This is a genomic window from Paenibacillus sp. FSL W8-0187 (genome assembly GCF_037969755.1).
GTDB lineage: Bacteria > Bacillota > Bacilli > Paenibacillales > Paenibacillaceae > Paenibacillus_AQ.
The window spans coordinates 7,361,175-7,381,278 of the sequence record NZ_CP150206.1 but is presented as its reverse complement, the minus strand read 5'-3'; the positions used below and the strand labels follow the sequence as shown (position 1 = coordinate 7,381,278).

General features: G+C 47.0%; 17 protein-coding genes. 15 read left to right on the top strand and 2 right to left on the bottom strand.

Annotated elements, in window-relative coordinates; genetic code table 11:
* Positions 1-621: 621 nt before the first annotated feature.
* The 15 genes from MKY48_RS33440 (at position 622) to MKY48_RS33370 (ending at position 17,786) form a co-directional block, all read left to right on the top strand.
* Positions 622-1,296 carry an SOS response-associated peptidase gene (locus tag MKY48_RS33440; RefSeq protein WP_339269142.1) on the top strand — a complete coding sequence of 225 codons (675 nt, stop codon included), beginning with the start codon at positions 622-624 and terminating at the stop codon, positions 1,294-1,296.
* Between the two features lie 721 nt (positions 1,297-2,017).
* Entirely contained in the window at positions 2,018-3,781 is a 1,764-nt protein-coding gene (locus tag MKY48_RS33435; RefSeq protein WP_339269141.1) for an ABC transporter substrate-binding protein, read from the top strand.
* A 66-nt stretch (positions 3,782-3,847) separates the two neighbouring features.
* Positions 3,848-4,810 (top strand): ABC transporter permease, encoded by a 963-nt coding sequence (locus MKY48_RS33430; protein WP_339269139.1) that lies wholly within the window; start codon positions 3,848-3,850, stop codon positions 4,808-4,810.
* A gap of 12 nt (positions 4,811-4,822) precedes the next feature.
* On the top strand, positions 4,823-5,746 hold the full coding sequence (gene opp4C / locus MKY48_RS33425; protein ID WP_339269137.1) for an oligopeptide ABC transporter permease: 924 nt from the start codon (positions 4,823-4,825) through the stop codon (positions 5,744-5,746).
* 11 nt (positions 5,747-5,757) lie between these two features.
* Entirely contained in the window at positions 5,758-6,732 is a 975-nt protein-coding gene (locus MKY48_RS33420) for an ABC transporter ATP-binding protein (protein ID WP_098749590.1), read from the top strand.
* Positions 6,732-7,697 (top strand): dipeptide ABC transporter ATP-binding protein, encoded by a 966-nt coding sequence (locus MKY48_RS33415; protein WP_076326277.1) that lies wholly within the window; start codon positions 6,732-6,734, stop codon positions 7,695-7,697. The genes MKY48_RS33420 and MKY48_RS33415 overlap by 1 nt, the downstream gene beginning before the upstream one ends.
* A 222-nt stretch (positions 7,698-7,919) precedes the next feature.
* On the top strand, positions 7,920-8,891 hold the full coding sequence (locus tag MKY48_RS33410; protein ID WP_339269135.1) for a D-alanyl-D-alanine carboxypeptidase family protein: 972 nt from the start codon (positions 7,920-7,922) through the stop codon (positions 8,889-8,891).
* 242 nt (positions 8,892-9,133) lie between these two features.
* The gene (locus tag MKY48_RS33405; RefSeq protein WP_076326275.1) at positions 9,134-10,120 is read left to right on the top strand and encodes an LCP family protein; all 987 of its coding nucleotides are present in this window, start codon (positions 9,134-9,136) and stop codon (positions 10,118-10,120) included.
* A gap of 224 nt (positions 10,121-10,344) precedes the next feature.
* Positions 10,345-10,779, top strand: coding sequence for a CBS domain-containing protein (locus tag MKY48_RS33400; RefSeq protein WP_076326274.1), 435 nt, complete (start codon positions 10,345-10,347; stop codon positions 10,777-10,779).
* Positions 10,780-11,040: 261 nt separating this feature from the next.
* Positions 11,041-11,343, top strand: coding sequence for a MazG-like family protein (locus MKY48_RS33395; protein WP_179090743.1), 303 nt, complete (start codon positions 11,041-11,043; stop codon positions 11,341-11,343).
* A 5-nt stretch (positions 11,344-11,348) separates the two neighbouring features.
* Positions 11,349-12,266 carry a DUF2232 domain-containing protein gene (locus MKY48_RS33390; RefSeq protein WP_339292082.1) on the top strand — a complete coding sequence of 306 codons (918 nt, stop codon included), beginning with the start codon at positions 11,349-11,351 and terminating at the stop codon, positions 12,264-12,266.
* 11 nt (positions 12,267-12,277) lie between these two features.
* Positions 12,278-14,278, top strand: coding sequence for a DHH family phosphoesterase (locus MKY48_RS33385; RefSeq protein WP_339269130.1), 2,001 nt, complete (start codon positions 12,278-12,280; stop codon positions 14,276-14,278).
* Positions 14,275-14,718, top strand: a complete 444-nt coding sequence (gene rplI, locus MKY48_RS33380) for a 50S ribosomal protein L9 (RefSeq protein WP_339269128.1) — start codon at positions 14,275-14,277, stop codon at positions 14,716-14,718. The genes MKY48_RS33385 and rplI overlap by 4 nt, the downstream gene beginning before the upstream one ends.
* A 1-nt stretch (position 14,719) precedes the next feature.
* Positions 14,720-16,084 carry a replicative DNA helicase gene (gene dnaB, locus MKY48_RS33375; RefSeq protein WP_071219350.1) on the top strand — a complete coding sequence of 455 codons (1,365 nt, stop codon included), beginning with the start codon at positions 14,720-14,722 and terminating at the stop codon, positions 16,082-16,084.
* Positions 16,085-16,496: 412 nt separating this feature from the next.
* The gene (locus MKY48_RS33370) at positions 16,497-17,786 is read left to right on the top strand and encodes an adenylosuccinate synthase (RefSeq protein WP_098749584.1); all 1,290 of its coding nucleotides are present in this window, start codon (positions 16,497-16,499) and stop codon (positions 17,784-17,786) included.
* A 432-nt stretch (positions 17,787-18,218) separates the two neighbouring features.
* Here MKY48_RS33370 and MKY48_RS33365 read toward each other — a convergent pair whose 3' ends face one another.
* Both MKY48_RS33365 and MKY48_RS33360 read right to left on the bottom strand, forming a co-directional pair.
* The gene (locus MKY48_RS33365) at positions 18,219-18,917 is read right to left on the bottom strand and encodes an ABC transporter ATP-binding protein (RefSeq protein WP_339269126.1); all 699 of its coding nucleotides are present in this window, start codon (positions 18,915-18,917) and stop codon (positions 18,219-18,221) included.
* A complete protein-coding gene (locus MKY48_RS33360) occupies positions 18,917-20,017 on the bottom strand; it encodes an ABC transporter permease (RefSeq protein WP_339269124.1) in 1,101 nt (366 codons plus the stop codon). The genes MKY48_RS33365 and MKY48_RS33360 overlap by 1 nt, the downstream gene beginning before the upstream one ends.
* Positions 20,018-20,104 lie beyond the last annotated feature (87 nt).

Genomic DNA, 20,104 nt, shown 5'->3' with positions numbered 1-20,104 from the left:
TCAGGGTTATCCAAATGTTGGGGTGTATAATGTCTCCACAGAAGAACCGTGTCTCCCCAGAGTGTACACTAAGAAGGAAAAGCAGCTACCGAGAAACACAAGCCTAGTGTAAAGCTTTCCAGTTTTAAAGCCCTGAAACCATGTCTGCTTTAAATGGACAGTGTCTATTGTAAGCAATACATTTTATAAGATAACTGGAGTACTCTTGTAAGAATTAAAAATACGATTATGAAGGCGAAAAAAAGAAATCTGAAAAAATTCCTTCTATTATATATAGGTATGTATCGGCTCATCAAATGAGAGCTGGGAAGATCACAAAATTGAAAATAAAGTACCATCAAAACGGTGCCTCACCAAAGAGAGGATTATAGGTAGATCCCAAGCTTACCTGATCGAAGATGATGTCTATCGTATACAAACATGATATCAGAACATTGGTACGACAGAGCGCTAAAGAAAATTTAATAATGTGATTACATAAAACTTGCAGAAACCTTTCAATTATATAATGTCCACTCCAGGGATACAAGCGTACAAGTAGTGGAAGCTCCATGTTGTTAGTCTTATTATGCATATTCCGCCTCTATTATCCAAACGATAAAGGAAAAAGGAGGTAGTTGTATGTGCAGACGATTCTCGCTGTCCGCAGGGATCGATGAAGTGAATCAACGCTTTGGCATCAATCGGGTAATGTATTACTACAAAAGCCGATACAACATTAGCCCTACTCAAACCATGCCGGTCATTGTACAGGAACAGGGAGAGCGAGTGCTCGACGAGTATCGGTGGGGGCTAGTGCCCTATTGGGGTAAAGATGCGGTCAATGCGGATATTACAACGGTTGATCAAAATCCCACTTACCGTAGAGCGATTGATACAAGACGCTGTGTGATCCCTTGTAACGGTTTATATTACTGGAGAACGGTTGGCAAACGGAGTTATGCGGTACGGACCGTTATCGGAGATCATGAAATATTTGGTATGGCCGGTCTATACGAGACATGGCGAGATGCAAGAGGAAATGAAATGAGAACATGTACGGTTCTAATGACAGAGGCCAATGAAGCGATTCGAGAGTTCGAAACCCGAATGCCGGCGATTTTGTCTGAGGAAAATATGGCAAAGTGGCTGGATCCGGAAATCCAAGGAAGACATGCGGTTCATCCGCTGCTTCATACGTACCGCGGACAGATGCGAATGTATCCGGTCACGCCGTTAGTGGCTGATGATACACATGATCACCAGCAGTGCATTGAAGAGATGGATTTAAAACTCGCTTGGGTAAAGAATCTGTAGTTCACAAGTATGAAAGAGCAAGGTTGATTTATCTGACATGAAATTCAACGTGAAAGCAATCCGGATCACAGTCCCGGATTGCTTTTTTAAGCTTTAACGCAGTAGGAGCCTAAACTATGAAAAAGTAGAACCATAAATCTGCGTCATCTAATAACGAATTGAAGCATATCGTAAGGATAATATATTACATAAAAATGGTTCCTAGTTGTATTCAGGGAAGACCAACTCAAGTTATGTTAAATTAAATAACATACACATTACCTAATAGACCGAAAAATTAATAAATAGATTTTAATTCCGAAATATATGTAATTTAATATTACATGAACACTGCAAAACCATGAACGAATATAGTTATAAATTGTAAATAAATCTTGATATTACATACATTTTCAGTAAACTAAGGATATCCAACGGAGATAAACTTAATTATTAACCTCGAAAATGACGTTAAAAACATGATTTTTGAGAAAAATGAAAAAAAGTAATTGACGTTACCTAAATTTACACGTATCATAACATTAATTTTATAGGCAAGAAGATTTTGCTAGAGACTTTGGCACTAATTGACCAATGGTATATTTTCTGTAAAACTTTCAATTTATTTCACATTATGCAATGACATCCTAGAGAACTTCAATACCGAAATTATTTAAGGATGATTTCAATATTCGTCCTGATAATTTATATTGCAACAACATTTTTTAAGAGGAGGATTCGCATGAAGAAAAGAATGTCACTCCTGCTTGCAATCATGCTTTTGGCCATGACGGTATTGGCAGCATGTGGAGGCGGAGGAACAGCAGAACAGCCAAGTCAAGGGGAGCAAACGGAGCAAACACCACCAGCTGAAGGCGACAAAGATACTACAGAACCGCCTGCTGAAACTGGAGACGAAAGCCAAGGTTATTTCGAAGCAACTGATCCATCTAAGAATCCAACAGCTGCTAAAAATCGTAAAGATACACTGATCGTTGGTATGACTTCACCAAAAGGTGTTTTCAACCCGTTCTTCTGGCAAACAGCATATGATAAATATGTTGTAGAAGCAATTTTCGATTCTTTCTTCACGTTGAACGGTGATGGAACGTATTCGAACCGTTTGGCAGAAAGCGTTGAAGTTTCCGAGGATAAATTAAAATATACGTTTAAATTGAAACAGGGTGTAACTTATTCAGATGGCACACCTGTAACAGTAAAAGATTATGCATTTGCGATGAAAGTTCTTCATGATGCTAGCTATGACGGTCAATCTGATATCTTCTCGACACATGTAAAAGGTGGTCAAGAGTATCATGATGGTAAAGCAACGGACATCTCTGGTGTTAAAGTTATCGATGACCACACCATTGAGATTGAAGTAACTGAAGCAAACGCTATGACGAAGGATTCTCTAGGAGACATTTCTTTCGTACCAGAAGCATACTACGGTAAAGATTATAAACAAGGCAACCTGGAGTACATGAAGAACCTGCATACTAAACCAATCGGTAGTGGTCAGTATGTACTGAAGAGCTTCGCTCCTGGTCAAGAGGTTGTATTGGAAGCTAACCCGAACTACTTCCTGGGGGCTCCGAAAATCAAAAACGTAATTTACAAAACAACTACTGATGAAACTAAATTGGCCATGTTCCAATCCGGTGAAATCGATATGGATATGGTTACCGTTAACGAAGATACCGTAGAAGAGTTGAAATCCATGGGCTTCTTGGACATCAACATCTTCCCAACCAATGGGTATGGTTACGTTGCCATGAACCATAAAAATCCTAAGTTCCAAGATCCGAAAGTTCGTCAAGCATTATTATACGGTTTGAACCGTGCAGAAATCGTTGAAATTATCTATGGTCCTTATGCTAACGTAATCAACATTCCACAATCGAATGTATCGTGGGCATATACTACTGAAGGTATCGACACACATGATTTCGACATCGAGAAAGCGAAGCAGCTTCTTGATGAAGCAGGCTGGGTTCCAGGTGCTGACGGCATCCGCGAGAAAGACGGCAAGAAATTTGAGCTTCACTTCTCTGCAACAGCTGATAATCCGGTTGTAGATGCTTTGATTCCGGTAATGAATCAGAACTACCAAGAGCTTGGCATTAAGATCATTGCAGAAACATTAGACTTCAATGCGATCATGGATAAGAAGGATAAAGGCGATTTCGAAATGTTCTTTGCTGCATGGGGCTTGACTCCAGATCCAGAATCTACTGTATACCGTACGGATGGACAGCAAAATGATATCGGATACTCCAATCCTGCTTATGATGCAGCAATGGATAAAGGTCTGAAAGCCTTCGATCTTGAAGAGCGTAAAGCAGCATATGCAGAAGCATATCAAGTGCTGAATCAAGACGTTCCGGATCTCCCGATTTACCAAAGACGTGATATGTGGGGTATCAACAGCCGAGTTAAAGGCATGGAAATCACTCCATACAAAAACTTCGTGCTTGATCTTTACAAAGTCGAACTTGAACAATAACAGCAGGAAACATATGCTCAGCTCGCAAGAGCTGGGCATATCCACTTATAAGCCGGGAGGAATATTATGAAGCAGTACATTATCCGGAGGCTGCTGCAGATTATCCCGACAATGATCGGGATCTCGATTCTCATATTTGCAATATCAGCAATGGTGCCAGGTGATTATATCACTGCAATGGATAACCCGACGATGACTGCTGAGAAAGCAGCTCAGCTTCGGGAAATTTATGGTTTGGATAAGCCGCCGGTGGAGCGTTACTTCACATGGGCTGGCAATATGTTAAAGGGCAATCTCGGAGATTCCCTTCAGCACAAACAACCGGTTACCACCGTTATGGGTAACTATGTATGGAACTCTGTTTTTATTGCTGTTTTTTCGTTGATATTTAGCTGGATAATCGCTATCTTTGCAGGGGTATTCTCGGCTAAATTTCAGTATTCATTGTTTGATAAGATCGTAACCTTATTTATCTTTTTGTGTATGTCACTGCCTTCTTTCTTTATCGGACTCCTTCTCATCAAGATTTTTGCCTTGGATTTAGGATGGTTTCCGGTTGGTGGTATGAAAACTTCAGGCTTGAATGGAAACACATGGCAGCAACTGATTGACATCGCATGGCATATGTTCTTGCCAGTGACTGTACTTACAATGCTAAGCACAGGCAGCTTGACACGGTATTTCCGTACAAGCATGCTGGAAGTTATCCGTCAGGATTATATCCGCACAGCCCGTGCAAAAGGATTGAAGGAACGTACGGTTATTTTCAAGCATGCTTTGCGTAATGCAATGCTTCCTGCGATCACTTTGATGGGTTTCGAGTTGCCAGGCTTATTTGGTGGAGCCATCATTTTGGAAAAGATATTCATTTGGCCTGGGGTTGGCCAGGTATATCTGGAATCGATCAATATGCGGGACTACCCGTTTATGCTCGGCTTCACGGTATTTATTTCCGTATTGACATTGCTAGGTAACTTGTTATCTGATGTCCTGTATGGCGCCGCTGACCCAAGAATTCGCTTAAAGTAGGAGGAGATTCATTTGTCCGCAGAGGCTGCACCATTAAAAACGAATCTACCAGTATCGAAGAAGCAGCCGGATTCTCCATGGAGAATGGCCATTCGCCGTTTTTCCAGAAACCGTCTTGCTGTCATCGGACTTTTCATAATTGTATTTATGTTTTTGCTGTGTTTTATGGGCCCGATATTTTCACCATATTCCCTATTTGATTACAGTGTGGCTGATAAGAATTTGCCTCCAAGCTCAAAGTATTGGTTAGGAACCGATAAACTGGGGCGCGATATTCTCCTGCGCATGATGCTTGCAGGCAGGATTTCCCTCACAGTTGGACTGGTAGCGACAGGTATTTCCATTATTATCGGTTCTACCCTTGGAGCTTTGGCAGGGTTTTACCGTAAATGGGTAGATACGCTGATTATGCGTATGGCCGACATCTTTATGGCATTGCCTACGCTCCCAATCCTCATCATCTTGGGTGCGGTATTGTCTGATTTGAAGGTAGATCCTTCCAAACGCATCTATTTCTTGATGCTTATCATTGGTATATTGGGTTGGAGCAGTATTTCCCGTCTCGTACGTGGTCAAATATTGGGGCTCCGTGAACAGGAATTTATGCAAGCAACGGAAGCCTTGGGACTTAAGGATCGCCGAAAAATCTTCCGCCATCTGCTTCCTAATACGATTCCAATCATAATTGTATCTGCAACGCTTGGTGTAGCGGGAGCTATCCTGTTTGAATCGGCACTGAGTTTCCTAGGAGTCGGGGTTGTTCCGCCAACACCATCCTGGGGAAATATGATTTCTGCCGCCAACAATCTCATCGACTTCCGCAAGCGACCATGGTTATGGATACCGCCAGGCATGTGTATTCTTGTGACCGTTGTTGCGATTAACTTGATCGGTGACGGGCTTCGCGACGCACTTGACCCGAAAATGAAGAAGTAGGAGATGCGAATATGGCAAAAGAATTAGTTGAATTCCGCAATTTAAAAACGCATTTTCAAACCTCCGCAGGTACTGTAAAAGCCGTCGACGATGTCAGCTTCAAAATCCGTGAAGGTGAAACACTGTGCGTGGTGGGCGAGTCGGGCTGTGGTAAAAGCGTAACAGCCATGTCTCTTATGCGTTTAATCGATACACCTCCAGTAGGAGGAGAAATTCTGTATGAAGGCAAGGACCTGCTGAAGATGAGCAAGCGCGAGATGAGCTTGATTCGCGGCAACGATATCGCCATGATCTTCCAGGAGCCAATGACCTCACTGAACCCGGTATTAACGATCGGGGAGCAGATTGTAGAGCCAATTGTGTTACACCAGCTCGTAAACCGTAAAGAGGCTAAACAACGTGCCATCGAACTCATCAATCTGGTAGGAATACCGCGTGCGGAGAAGATTTTCGACTCCTATCCGCATGAGCTCAGCGGTGGTATGCGCCAGCGGATTATGATCGCGATTGCACTTAGCTGTAATCCCAAACTCCTAATTGCAGATGAGCCAACAACTGCGCTGGACGTTACGATCCAGGCCCAGATTTTGGATCTGATGCGCGACATCAAAGGGAAAATGAATACATCCATTATGCTGATTACGCATGACCTGGGTGTCGTAGCCGAAATGGCTGATTACGTTGTTGTTATGTATGCAGGAAAAGTCATTGAAGAAGCTCCGGTAATCGAGCTCTTCAAGCAGCCGAAGCATCCATATACCAAAGGGCTTTTGAAAGCTAAGCCCATCATTAACCAGACCCAAGAACGTCTGTATTCGATTCCGGGACAGGTACCCAATCCGGTAGATCTTGGAGATAACTGTCATTTCCATGATCGCTGTGAATCATGCATGCAGATTTGTAGAGAGAAGACACCTCCGCTCGGTACGGATCCTAACGGCCATAAGGTCGCTTGCTGGTTGTATGAAGAGGAGGGGAAAGCGTAATGAGTCAAGCATTGATCGAAATTGATGGTTTGAAGAAATACTTTCCCATCACCGGCGGCATACTGCAGCGGACGGTGGGTAATGTAAGAGCAGTTGACGGAGTCAGCTTCACCATCAACAAAGGGGAATCCTTTGGGCTTGTAGGTGAATCCGGCTGCGGCAAAAGCACCATTGGCCGAACCATTCTCCGTTTGTTGGAGAAAACGGAAGGTAAAGTTATCTTTAATGGTCAAGATATCCATACATTGTCCAAAGAGAAGATGCGTGCACTCCGTCCGAAAATGCAGATCGTGTTCCAGGATCCATTCAGTTCCCTGAACCCAAGAATCAAGGTTGGCGAAGCGATCGGCGAAGCACTCATTGACCATGGTTTAGTTAACCGTAGGGACCTTAAAGATCGCGTGATTGAAACACTTGAGATTTGCGGCCTTGCTGCCTATCATTATGATCGTTATCCGCATGAATTCTCCGGTGGACAGCGTCAACGGATCGGGATTGCCCGCGCGTTGATTCTGAATCCAGACTTTATCGTAGCGGATGAGCCGGTATCTGCACTGGACGTATCGATTCAAGCGCAAATCATCAACTTGCTTAGTGACTTGCAGCGCGAGAAACAGTTGACCTACTTGTTCATTTCTCATGATCTCAGTGTTGTAGAGCATCTGTGCAACCGAATTGGGGTAATGTATCTGGGATCGATGGTAGAAATGGCTAGCAAGGAAGAACTGTTCCGCAATCCTCTGCACCCTTATACGAAGGCATTGTTGTCGGCAGTTCCGGTACCGGATCCAACGCTGAAGCGCGAGCGGATTGTACTGCAAGGCGACATTCCGAGCCCGGCCAATCCGCCATCAGGCTGCAAGTTCCATACTCGCTGTCCACTGGCTTCAGAACTATGCAAGCAGGAGATTCCAGAGTATCGTGATATGGGTAATAACCACTTCGTTGCTTGTCACTACGCTTAATATGACTCTTCATATCTAAGTTTTCTGACAGCAATTAGAACATGTATTAGAAAATAAATAGATTCATAGGGAGACTTCCTCCGTCTGCGGACGGAAGGGGGTCTCTCTTTTATTTTCGAGTGACTAATCGACTGCATTTACAAAAATTTCTAAATAAAATTTCTGGAAAAAAGCAGACCAAAAGAGCCTTTCAACCGTCTATAACTATGGAGGGCTAATTCTATGAGAAAACGGTGGCTTTGGTTCGTCATGATGTTGTTAATTATCGTCCCGATTGGGGCGGTTGTCATAGGAAATATAGAACGAGCGGGGTTTAAACCGAAGGTGGACGCGCGAGCGGTTGTCTTGATGGATTTAAACACCGGGCGTATTTTGCTCAGCAAAAATGGCGATGTACCTTTACCGCCTGCAAGCATGTCCAAGTTGATGACCGAGTTGGTTATTCTTGATGATATCAAAACCGGGAACAGATCCTGGGACGATGAAGTCAAAATAAGCGATCTCGCAACGGACGTCAGAGGAGTTAAGATTGCCCTGAAATCGGGTGAAATTCTGACGGTGCGCGAATTGTTCCAGAGCATAACGGTTTATTCGGCGAATGATGCCGCCGTAGCACTTGCCGAGCATTTTGCGGGTTCTGAGGAAGCGTTTGTCCGAAAAATGAATGCCAAAGCAAAAGAGATTGGTTTATCCAGCGCGACACGATTCGTGAACGCGTCAGGAGTCGAGCGAGACACAGCCAGCGATCAAGCCTGGCCATTGAATGGAGAAACAGTGATGACCGCAGAGGATACGGCCAAACTGGCAGCGCATTTGATTCGCAGCCACCCGGATATTCTTAGCACCTCCAGCAAGACCCAAACCAAGATCAGTGGACGCAATTTATATTTAAGCAACACCAATTGGATGCTGCCATCGGTAGGAGGCCCTTATTCCTATGAAGGCACGGACGGCTTAAAAACAGGGTACACGGTCAATGCAGGATACTGCTTCACGGGCACCGCGGAGAAACAAGGCAGTCGGCTTGTTGCCGTTGTCATGGGTACCGAGTCTAAAGAAGCAAGATTCGAAGAGACACGCAAGCTGTTTGACTACGGATTTGCTAAAACGTTAACATGGAGAGAGCGACTGGATGACTGGTTTCAATATTCAGGAGTCACAGCCGCTCTTACGTATGATAAGAGACCCGTTTAGCGGATCGTTGAAGAGTTGGTAGATTTATAGAACTGCCCGTGAAGGGTTCACATTTGACAATAATCTGGTTTACAATAGATGATGTGTTGGAACTGACCTACTGATATGAAGTGAGTCAACGGGAAGAGTTCCCGTTTAATAAGGAGAGGAGGGTGAGCCAAGTAGCTTGGGGTGCAAGCAAGGACCTTTAACGATCTGACTTATCCATTAAATTATTTTATAATAAAGAAGGAATCGAACTCATGAAGAGGAAATCAATATATATTACTCTCGCTTTGGTCATACTGCTGGGCTCCACCGCGTTTCTGTTCAGAACGCAGCTTGCGGTTGTAGCATTTGATCTGTTTATGGCAAAAGATGTAGAGGAATCATTGCAGAAATCGTATAAACCGCTCCAGAGCGACAAGACCCCTGAACCTGTAGTACTCCAGAGCGAACCGTTCTCCGTTATGCTGCTTGGGAGTGACCAGCGGGAGGATGAACCTGCGCGTTCGGATACGTTGATCTATGCGGTTGTGCGTCCCATGGAGTCCAAAGTGCTCTTAATATCGGTTCCAAGGGACACGTATGTCGATATTATCGGTAAGGACAAGAAAGACAAGATTAACCACGCGTTTGCATTTGGCGGACATCAAATGGCCAAAGATACAATGGAGGCATTTTTCGAGGAAGAACTTAATTATTATGCTTCCATTAATTTTAAGGGCTTGAAGAATGTTGTTGATGCCATCGGGGGCGTGGAGCTGCCGATCGGCAAGGATATCGTCAATAAAGGCAGAGACCATGAGAAATTCACGATTGAAGCCAACAAACCGATTTATAACGGCGAGGAAGCTTTGAATTATGTCCGATATCGGGAAGATAGCGACTTTAATCGTGCGAAGAGACAACAAGTGTTTTTGGACGTAGCGGCCAAGCGGGTGATGAAGCTTGATCAGATCGGCAAGGTGCCTGAACTTATCGAGATCATGGGAGATAATTTCCAGACCGATATGCAGCCTAAATTCATTATTGACCTGGCGAAGCAGATGCTGACCGGGGGTAAAGTGGATATGACCAGCTTTACAATCATGGGGGAAGGCATGAAAATTGGCGGCGTCTATTACAACGAGCCCGACATGGATGATGTGCAGGAAGCTCGGGATTTAATTGACAACTGGATGAATCCGGATACACCGGCTGACCAGCTGCTGCAGCCCAAAGATGCAGAGAAGCAAAAGTTGAAATAAATATACACCGGTATACCCGGATGAATGTCATAGTACGTTGCTTCATCTCAATCAGCAGTCGGATGGCTGCTGATTTTGTGCCCTATACAAGGAATCAGAACGACGAAGTTAACGTATGTATGAGTATGGATAGGGGAAGGAGTAACCTGCATACCTAGGCTTTAAATCAGGAAGGTTACTTAACATGACTTCAGAAGTTGGAGTCATAAGGAGGATAATGCATTATGAATATCGCTTTTTTTCTATTACCGAAGCAGGAAGTGATCTGTTTAACACTGGATTCTACGCTCAGGCAGACGCTGGAACGGATGGAGTTTCACCGATACACGGCTGTGCCCGTACTGGATAAGAACGGACAGTACGCAGGGACTGTAACGGAAGGTGATCTGTTGTGGCATATGAAAAATTCGGATGGCAAAATCACCTTTGAGAATGCTTCGAAATTTTTATTGAAGGATGTTCCTTTTCGTATGGATATTAAACCGGTGTCGATTGACGCCCGGATGGAGGATCTGATTAATCTGGCCAAGGTGCAGAACTTTGTGCCTGTGGTGGACGATATGAACCGCTTTATCGGCATTGTACGCAGAAGCCTTATCATTGAGTATTGTGAACGGTTTGTCTCCAAGGAGACGATGGAGTCTCACGGGGCATCATAATCAAGTAGATTTGTGAATAAACAAGGGCGTGGGACCACGATGACAATGTGGGTAACACGTCCTATTTTTATAGAAGCGAGGCAGCAGTGAAAGAGCGGGGAGGAATAACCGGGGCCCGATTGGAGTACAAAGAGAAGGTAGCTTATCTCTATCCGCTGGTTCTAAGGATGGACAGGGTGCATGGGCCTTTGTGTGGGCGGCTTTTTTTTATGCTATAATGGAGAATAAAGCTGTTTTCAGGGAGAGATGGATATGCCAAATATGCCGAAGGACTTGGATGTAGCTAAACGCGCCAAAGTGATTGAATGGCTCAAAACCGAAGTAATTGACAATGTATCCCGGTTATTCAAAGCTCTATGGGAAGGCAGCACTACAAAGGTTGGAGACAGTTTGGCAAGCCTGATGATGAGCTCATACATACTGGGCCGAAGGCTCGGCTTGACCTATCGGGATTTGGACGATCTCTTGTTAGAGAAATTGAAAAAGCATAAGCAGGAAGGACATCAACTGGAAGATTGGTACCAGGATATTTCCGCGCTCGAAGAACATTTACGTAAGAGGTGAACATATTGAAACTGCGCTGGACTACGGCGGTATGGAGCGTTATTTATTTGCTTCTGCTGCTATCACTACTCACACCCTTTTCGATCGTAACGGCTTTCTTGTTAGTTCTGCCGGTTGCGATTCTGTTTACGGCTTTGAATACAAAATCATTTATCATGCATGTGGTGCCCGTGTGGCTGATCGCGCTTCTGATTCATCCCATATATGTGTTATTCGCGATCTATTTTGCCATTCCGGGGATCGTCATGGGGTATTTGTACCGGAAGCGGAAGGCTGCCATGCAGGTATTGAAGTATGGCATGGCTGTCATGCTGGTGGAAATGCTCGTTCTGCTCATGATCAGCACGGCCTTCTTCCAATTAAATCTGTCGGAGTACGTGGATGAGATTGTGAAGATGACGACCGCTCCGCTCACTGAGATGGGTGTAGAAGGCGGCCTAGGCGGACAGTTCCTTGGCACAGAACTCGATACACAGTTCATTAAAGATCAAACGATGCGCTTGGTTCCATTTGCGATGATTATCAGCTCGTTCCTCATGACGGTGGTAACCCATGCTTTGGCTCGTCCTACACTGGGCAGCATGGGCTTGTCCGTGCCGCGGCTGAAGCCGGCTAGAGAATGGATGCTGCCGCGTTCCCTGATCTGGTACTACTTGCTCATTTTCTTCATCAACATAGCAACCGTCGATTCGGACAATACCTTCATGAAGATGATTGTGGCTAACGCTACACCTTTGCTGCAGATCTGCTTCATGATCCAAGCGCTGGGGTTCTTCTACTATCTCGCTCACGAACGGAAGTGGCATCCGATTGTGCCGCTTTTGACGGCTTTACCGATTGTGCTGTTCCCGCCGGCTATGATTATCGGAATCCTGGACTTGGCGTTCCCACTTCGTCAGGCGTTTAGTAAAACCAAAAGATAGGGTGATGAGTCATGCCTAAATTTCTGCAGAAGCGCTGGCACGGCTATCATACCGTCTGGGCGTTTGCGCTGGTGCTTCTGCTTGTTATTTTTCTGTCGTTCTACAATACCATTCTGGGGCTGGTCGGATTGCTGCTTGCGGTGGTAGGCGGCTATGCGATGCTGAAGACGGAGATGCGATTCCGCCGCGAGCTGGTGGATTATATTGGGGATCTGTCATTTCGGATTCAGCGGGTCGAGGGCGAAGCGGTAAGCGTACTGCCATTTGGCATTGTGCTGTACAGCGAAGACAAGACAGTGGAGTGGCATAACCAATTCGTAGTCAATATGTTTCCGCATCAATCGTTGGTCGGGGTATCCTTGCAGGAGTTGTTTCCTCAGCTGGTTAACGCGATGAAGGAAGCCCAAGAGAAGAAGGATAACAAGGAGAAGCTGCCGAAAGAAATTCGTCTGGAGATCTCCCACGAGGATAAGTTCTATGGAGCAACCGTCATTCCGGATGAGCGACTCATTTATCTGGATGAGATTACCGAGCTGGCCGTGCTAAGGCAGCGGTATGAGGATGAGCGATTGGCTTTGGGCATTATCATGATGGATAACATCGATGAGGCCTCGCAGGGGATGGATGATCAACAGCGTACGGCATTGATTGCGAAGGTAACCAGTGAGATCACCGATTGGGCGCGTGAATTTAACGTCTATTTGCGGAGACTTTCCTCGGACCGCTATTTGATGATGCTCAACCACCGGTCGCTGGATGCGCTGGAGAACAGCCGTTTTCTCATCTTGGATGAAGTCCGGGAGATGACCGCCGATCTGAAGGTACCGCTGACGCTAAGCGTTGGCCTTGCCTTCGGTTCAGAGGACATTACGGAGCTAGGGCAGCTGGCACAATCCAGTTTGGATATGGCGCTGGGCCGCGGCGGAGATCAAGCTGCCGTCAAAGCGGGTCAAAGGCTTTCCTTCTATGGCGGTAAATCCAATGCAGTGGAGAAACGGACGCGCGTAAGGGCACGTGTCATCTCGCATGCGCTGCGTGATTTGATGCAGGAGAGCGACAAAGTGATCATCATGGGCCATAAGCTGCCGGATATGGACGTGGTCGGCGCTGCAATCGGCATACTGAAAGCAGCCCAGATGTATAAAGTGGAGGCTTATATCGTGATGGAGGGAATGAATCCGTCGATTTCGAGGCTTATGGAAGAGGTCCGCAAGGACGAGGCCTTGATGAACCGCTTCGTCTCCACCGAACAAGCGATGCAGATGATGACAGAGCATACATTGCTCGTTGTGGTTGATACGCATAAAGCCTCAATGACGATGGAGCCGCGGCTGGTTCATCGCGCAAGCCGGGTTGTGGTGATGGATCATCACCGGCGCGGAGAAGAGTTTATTAATGATGCAGTGCTGATCTATCTTGAACCGTATGCCTCCTCGACCTGTGAGCTGGTTACCGAGGTACTGCAATATATTCACGAGCGGGTATCCCTTACTCCGGTTGAGGCGACGGCCCTATTGGCGGGGATCACGGTAGATACCAAGCATTTTGCCCTCCACACGGGATCGAGAACGTTCGAGGCTGCCGGTTTCCTACGGCGTCACGGAGCTGATACGATGATGATTCAGCGGGTGCTCAAGGAAGATCTGACAGAATTTATAGCGAAGGCAGAAATCGTGAAACATGCTAAAATGGTATATGACCATATCGCCATTGCGGTATCGACGAGCGGGGAGCCTATGCCGCAGCTGCTGATCGCTCAAGTAGCGGATATGCTGCTGAATATGACGGATGTGCAGGCATCGTTTGTCATTAGCGAACGCACAGACGGCAAGATTGGCATTAGCGCCCGCTCCATGGGCAAGATGAATGTTCAGATGATTATGGAACGTCTCGGGGGAGGCGGACATTTAACGAACGCCGCAGTACAACTGGATACGACGCCTGAGAAAGCCGAGGAGAAGTTGATGGAGGTACTGAAGGACATCGAAGCGAAAGAGGGGTTATTTGAATGAAAGTCATTTTCATAAAAGATATGAAGGGTCAAGGCAAGAAAGGTGAAGTGAAGGAAGTTTCGGAAGGGTACGCAACAAACTTCCTGATTCCGCGGGGAGTCGCTCGTCCGGCAACCGACGGCAACATGAAGACGCTGGAGCAGCAGCAGGCTTCCGAGGAGAAGCGCAAAGCCCAGGAGAAGGAAGAGGCGCAGGCGCTCGGCAAGAAGCTGGAAGAGATGACGGTTATCCTGAAAGCTAAAGCTGGAGAGGGCGGCCGTTTGTTCGGTGCCATTACCAGCAAACAAATTGCTGAAGCTCTGGCAGGACAGAAGATCAAAATCGACAAACGCAAAATTGAACTTAGCGATCCGATCCGCAGTCTGGGTGTTACCCAGATTCCGGTGAAGCTGCACCCTGACGTCAAGGCGACGCTCAAGGTTCAAATTACGGAGGAGTAATATGGGAGGAGAACTCTATTTCGATCGGGTCCCCCCGCAGAACCTTGAGGCAGAGCAGGCGGTGCTGGGTGCCATTCTGCTGCAAAGTGAAGCGCTGATTACAGCGATGGAGCGGGTGCAGGCCGAGGACTTCTACGACAAAACGCATCAGATGATCTATGAAGTTATGGTGCAGCTCGGGGAAGGCAATCAACCGATCGATCTGGTGACCCTTACATCTCTCCTGCAAGATAAAGGGCAGCTGGAAGAGGTCGGAGGCGTCAGCTATTTAGCCAAGCTGGCACATGCGGTTCCGACGGCTGCAAACGTGGATTATTACGCCCAGATCATCGAAGAGAAATCGATGCTGCGGCGGTTGATTCGAACCGCAACACAGATTGTCAGTGAAGGATATACCGGAGGAGAAGATGTATCCGGTATGCTCAGCGAGGCGGAGCGTCGCATTCTCGAGATCTCCAATCGACGCACAGGCAGCGGGTTTATTGCGATCCGCGATGTGCTGATGGAAGTATTCGAGAAGGTGGAGGTTCTCCATCAGAACCGGGGAAATACAACGGGAATTCCATCCGGCTTCGTGGACTTGGACAAAATGACAAGCGGATTCCAGCGCAACGACTTGATCATCGTAGCTGCCCGTCCTTCCGTAGGTAAAACCGCATTTGCCTTGAATATCGCCCAGAATGTGGCGATTCGTGCCAAGGAAACCGTAGCGATCTTCAGTCTGGAGATGTCAGCGCCGCAGCTCGTACAGCGTATGATCTGTGCGGAGGCTAACCTGGACGCCGGGGTCATGCGTAACGGTGATTTCAAGGGTGATGAGGATTGGTCCAAACTCACGATGGGCATTGCAGCTCTGTCGGAAGCCGAGATCTACATTGATGATACACCGGGCGTTACGGTTGCCGATATACGTGCGAAGTGCCGCCGTCTGAAGAAGGAGAAGGGGCTCGGCATGATCCTGATCGATTACCTCCAACTCATTCATGGACGCGGCAAGGCCGGGGAGAACCGGCAGCAGGAGGTATCCGAGATCTCGCGTACGCTTAAACAAATCGCCCGTGAGCTCGAAGTGCCGGTTATTGCTCTGTCACAGCTCAGCCGGGGAGTGGAGCAGCGTCAGGATAAGCGTCCGATGATGAGTGACCTTCGGGAATCCGGTTCGATTGAGCAGGATGCCGATATCGTTGCGTTCTTGTACCGGGATGATTATTACAATCAGGAGACGGAGAAGAAGAACATCATCGAGATCATCATTGCCAAACAGCGTAATGGTCCTGTAGGCACGGTGGAACTGGTCTTCCTGAAGAACTTTAATAAATTCGTCAATTACGAGCGAACCCATGCCGATGCCTTCGCCGCCGGATAACGGCGGTATTCAACCTTAGTCTAGCCAGACAGATACCTGCCACTGGCTGTAAGTTAGGGGCATTTCTTAAGATATCAAGTATAAACTTCGAAGCTTGGGCCTTCCTGATATCGCAAGAAAAACTTCCTCTAACCGCGGTCTGTCTTCAGAGAAAGTACGTCGACAGTCGTTTTTCTTATGGTGGTTCCCCGAATAATGCGGCAATCATTGTATAATCTCGTCCTAATTCCGAACAATCGTACACACTGATGTGCGATTGTTCGTTTTTGTATTTGACTTTAAAAATGGGGACTGTTACACTGGTATTGCTGCTTTAGTGCAGTGAGGTTGAATTTTAATCATCATGTAGAGGTTATTTCTTCAGTGTTACGTGAAATATTAAGGGTGTAACAGCCCGGGCGGAGGAATGAATATGTCAACGGTAGTCGTTGTGGGAACACAATGGGGAGATGAAGGGAAAGGGAAAATCACGGATTATTTGGCGGAAAGCGCTGACGTGGTAGCCCGTTACCAAGGCGGCAACAATGCCGGCCACACCATTCTGATTGACGGTAAAAAATTCAAGCTTAGCTTGATTCCATCCGGAGTATTCTATAAAGATAAAACCTGTGTGATCGGAAACGGTATGGTCGTTAACCCGGCTGCACTTATTGAAGAGATTAATTATATTCATGATAACGGGTTTAGCACGGATAATCTGGTAATCAGTGATCGTGCTCATGTTATCATGCCTTATCATATGGTATTGGATGCTCTGGAAGAGGACCGAAAAGGTCCGAACAAAATCGGTACGACCCGCAAGGGAATCGGCCCTTGCTACATGGATAAAGCGGCACGTAACGGCATCCGGATCGCAGATTTGATGGATGCGGAAGAGTTCGAGCTGAAGCTTCGCCATCTGGTGAAGGAGAAGAATCAAGTCATTACCCAGGTGTATGGCGGGGAAGAACTCAATGTCGAAGAGATTCTGACGCAATACCTGGAATACGCCGAAATCATTCGTAAATATGTGCGTGATACTTCCGTCATCCTGAATGATGCAATCGATGCGAATCAAAAAGTATTGTTCGAAGGCGCGCAAGGCGTTATGCTGGACATCGACCAAGGCACGTACCCGTTCGTTACGTCTTCGAATCCTTCTGCCGGCGGTGTATGTATCGGCTCCGGTGTAGGGCCATCGAAGATTCAACAGGTGATCGGTGTGGCTAAATCCTATACGACGCGTGTAGGGGATGGACCTTTCCCAACGGAGCTGGACAATGAGATCGGTGAGTACATTCGTGAAAAAGGACATGAATACGGCACGGTGACCGGACGTGCTCGCCGCGTAGGCTGGTTCGATAGCGTAGTTGTACGCCATGCCCGCCGTGTGAGCGGAATTACCGGCTTGTCCCTGAACTCGCTTGATGTGCTGAGTGGTCTGGAGACCGTTAAGATCTGTACAGCATATAAATTCCGCGGTGAAGAAATTACACACTATCCAGCAAGCCTGAAAATGCTTGCTGAATGCGAAGCAATCTATGAAGAGCTGCCAGGCTGGAACGAAGACATTACCGGAGCAAAAACGCTGGAGGATCTGCCGGAGAACACCCGTCGCTATGTCGAGCGCGTATCCGAGCTGACCGGCATTCCGATTGCTATCTTCTCCGTTGGCCGCAACCGGGAGCAGACGAATCAAGTGCTTCCGATTTACGAGAAATAATCTAGCGTTGGACCAAGAATAGAGAGACTAGAAGTTCAACTTCAACAATAAGATAGGTCCATGATCCTGCCGATGATATTGTCGGCGGGTTTTTCTTTTGGGCAATGAAGTGAAATCAAGAAACACCTTTGAGATAACATTGATACCCAAAATGTGGAAGAATTTGTCCCTTCATTTGAATAATATTATCCCTTAGTCGGTTGTCCATCCACCCTATAATGGAGAGAGACATAGAGGACAGCACGCTGATAATTTGGAATTGGGGCTAAAGGCAGCGGGTATATGCAGTCAGAACAATGTAGGGGGGACAGAAGCCATACGAATTCAATGAGGCGTATGGCCTTCTTGAGAGCTGGACAAGGTACACGATCCAGCATAATAAAAACCGGATTCATCTACTAGGTTACTAGGGATGAATCCGGTTTTTTCATACTATAGCAGAGTGGGCGGTCGCTGTTCGGTTAACTTGCCGTCCTCGATATAGACGATTCGGTCACATAGATCGAGCATGCGCTTGTCATGCGTGACCATGACGGCGGCTTTCTGGCGCAACTTGACCTCATCGGCGAGCATCTGAACAACGGTTCGACCGCGCTCCGAATCCAGGCTTGCAGTCGGCTCGTCTGCAAGAATGAGCTCCGGATTGTTCATCCATGCCCGGGCAATGGCAACGCGCTGCCGTTCGCCGCCGGATAAGCTCTCAGGGTAATGAAACTTACGGTGCGATAAACCCAGCCGATGAAGCAGCTCATCCGCCCGCTGCTGCGGCTCCTGGCCGTGCTGACCTGCCAGCTTGGCAATCAGGAGGAGCTGATCGCGAACAGTTAGATAAGGAATCAGATTGGAGGATTGAAAGACAAATCCGATATGGTTCAGCCGCAGCTGATTCATTTTTTTTGCAGATAGCCTTGTAACCTCCTGATCGCCCATCCATATTCGTCCCCGGGTAGGGGACAGCAGTGCCCCTGCAATGGAGAGAAAGGTACTTTTGCCGGAGCCGGAAGGCCCAACAACCGCGACAAATTCCCCGCTTTTGATGTCCAGTGATATGTTGTTAAGTACGTTAACTGTGGTATCCCCATCGCCGAATTGTTTGCTCACCTGATCCAATAACAGTTTGGATGATTTCATTATGCAGCCCTCCCGATAGCTTCGATGGCATCGATCTTGATGACGCGATACAGCGACAATAGCGATCCCATCAGGGATACCGCGAGGAATAGCAACGAACAGAGCAGGACGACCGAAGGGGGTAATGAAAACGGTACGATGCCGGACAGTAGGAGCGATACTCCATAAGTCAGGCCAATGCTGATCGCAAGACTGACGATGGTAAGGGTCAGGACTTGAAAAATGAGATTCCTCACCAGATAGCCGGTTCCAGCTCCAATGGCCTTCAGGACGCCGAACTGATTCATTTTCTGAATCGTGATGACGTAAAAGAACACAGCCAGGACAAAAGCCGCGATCACAAACAAGAATACAATCATCATGATAAGAGAGCCTTGCTCCTCCTTAAATCCGGGGATGCCCTGCAGCGCTTCGTCTTTCGTCATGATCTCAATGCCGGATATGTCCCGCGCTAGGGTTTCCTTTTGTTCCGGACTGCCATTCAAAACAATTGCACTATAGATGGGTTCTTGCTTCGCACTCCTTGGCTGAAGAGCCTTCCACCCTTCAAAATTCATATGAATAACCGGAGCATGGCTGTAGGACTGTCCTTCAGTAAACGCCGCAATGGTATATGTGGCGCCTGTAGCCTGATCAACGATCCGGTCACCTAACTGGTATCCGTCATCTTTCAAGGAGCGGTCAGCCATGACATGGTCCGCATCCGTATTGTTAATCATGGTACCTTCAACAACCTTGGGAGCTAACATGCTCTCCACGTCGATGGCAAAAAAAGCTGCATCGAATTTAGCTGTAGAGCCTTCCTTAGTCAGCGTATTCATGTGTACCCCCAGCGGGGTGGCCTTGTTTCCACCTGGGTGGCTCCGTACTTCGGTCCAGAGCTCCTCGGTAAGGATGGAGCGATTGATCCGATGATCGGACTCTTCCTGAAGGACCAGATAGTCGGCTTTCATATTTTGTATGGAAGAGGCGTTATCAGAGGAGAGTCCCTGGGCCAATCCGGTCACGAACAGGACGAGCCAGGCAATCAGCACCATAATGAAGCCAATCAGCAGATAGCGCAGCTTCGCATGTCGAAGTTCGCGCAGTGCAAGAAACATGTTTCTCATCTCCATTCCTGTAATTGAGTAGCGCATCATCCCTTTTTATCGATCTCTGAGGGATATGCCTCAAGTATAGGAATGGAA

Bases quoted from the DNA above. Each gene is read 5' to 3' on its own strand.
- MKY48_RS33395 (WP_179090743.1), top strand. From the start codon at position 11,041: ATGCCGAAGGACTTGGATGTAGCTAAACGCGCCAAAGTGATTGAATGG.
- MKY48_RS33435 (WP_339269141.1), top strand. From the start codon at position 2,018: ATGAAGAAAAGAATGTCACTCCTGCTTGCAATCATGCTTTTGGCCATG.
- MKY48_RS33440 (WP_339269142.1), top strand. From the start codon at position 622: ATGTGCAGACGATTCTCGCTGTCCGCAGGGATCGATGAAGTGAATCAA.
- MKY48_RS33415 (WP_076326277.1), top strand. From the start codon at position 6,732: ATGAGTCAAGCATTGATCGAAATTGATGGTTTGAAGAAATACTTTCCC.
- MKY48_RS33430 (WP_339269139.1), top strand. From the start codon at position 3,848: ATGAAGCAGTACATTATCCGGAGGCTGCTGCAGATTATCCCGACAATG.
- MKY48_RS33365 (WP_339269126.1), bottom strand. From the start codon at position 18,917: ATGAAATCATCCAAACTGTTATTGGATCAGGTGAGCAAACAATTCGGC.
- MKY48_RS33385 (WP_339269130.1), top strand. From the start codon at position 12,278: ATGCCTAAATTTCTGCAGAAGCGCTGGCACGGCTATCATACCGTCTGG.
- MKY48_RS33370 (WP_098749584.1), top strand. From the start codon at position 16,497: ATGTCAACGGTAGTCGTTGTGGGAACACAATGGGGAGATGAAGGGAAA.
- MKY48_RS33405 (WP_076326275.1), top strand. From the start codon at position 9,134: ATGAAGAGGAAATCAATATATATTACTCTCGCTTTGGTCATACTGCTG.
- rplI (WP_339269128.1), top strand. From the start codon at position 14,275: ATGAAAGTCATTTTCATAAAAGATATGAAGGGTCAAGGCAAGAAAGGT.
- dnaB (WP_071219350.1), top strand. From the start codon at position 14,720: ATGGGAGGAGAACTCTATTTCGATCGGGTCCCCCCGCAGAACCTTGAG.
- MKY48_RS33420 (WP_098749590.1), top strand. From the start codon at position 5,758: ATGGCAAAAGAATTAGTTGAATTCCGCAATTTAAAAACGCATTTTCAA.
- MKY48_RS33360 (WP_339269124.1), bottom strand. From the start codon at position 20,017: ATGTTTCTTGCACTGCGCGAACTTCGACATGCGAAGCTGCGCTATCTG.
- MKY48_RS33410 (WP_339269135.1), top strand. From the start codon at position 7,920: ATGAGAAAACGGTGGCTTTGGTTCGTCATGATGTTGTTAATTATCGTC.
- MKY48_RS33400 (WP_076326274.1), top strand. From the start codon at position 10,345: ATGAATATCGCTTTTTTTCTATTACCGAAGCAGGAAGTGATCTGTTTA.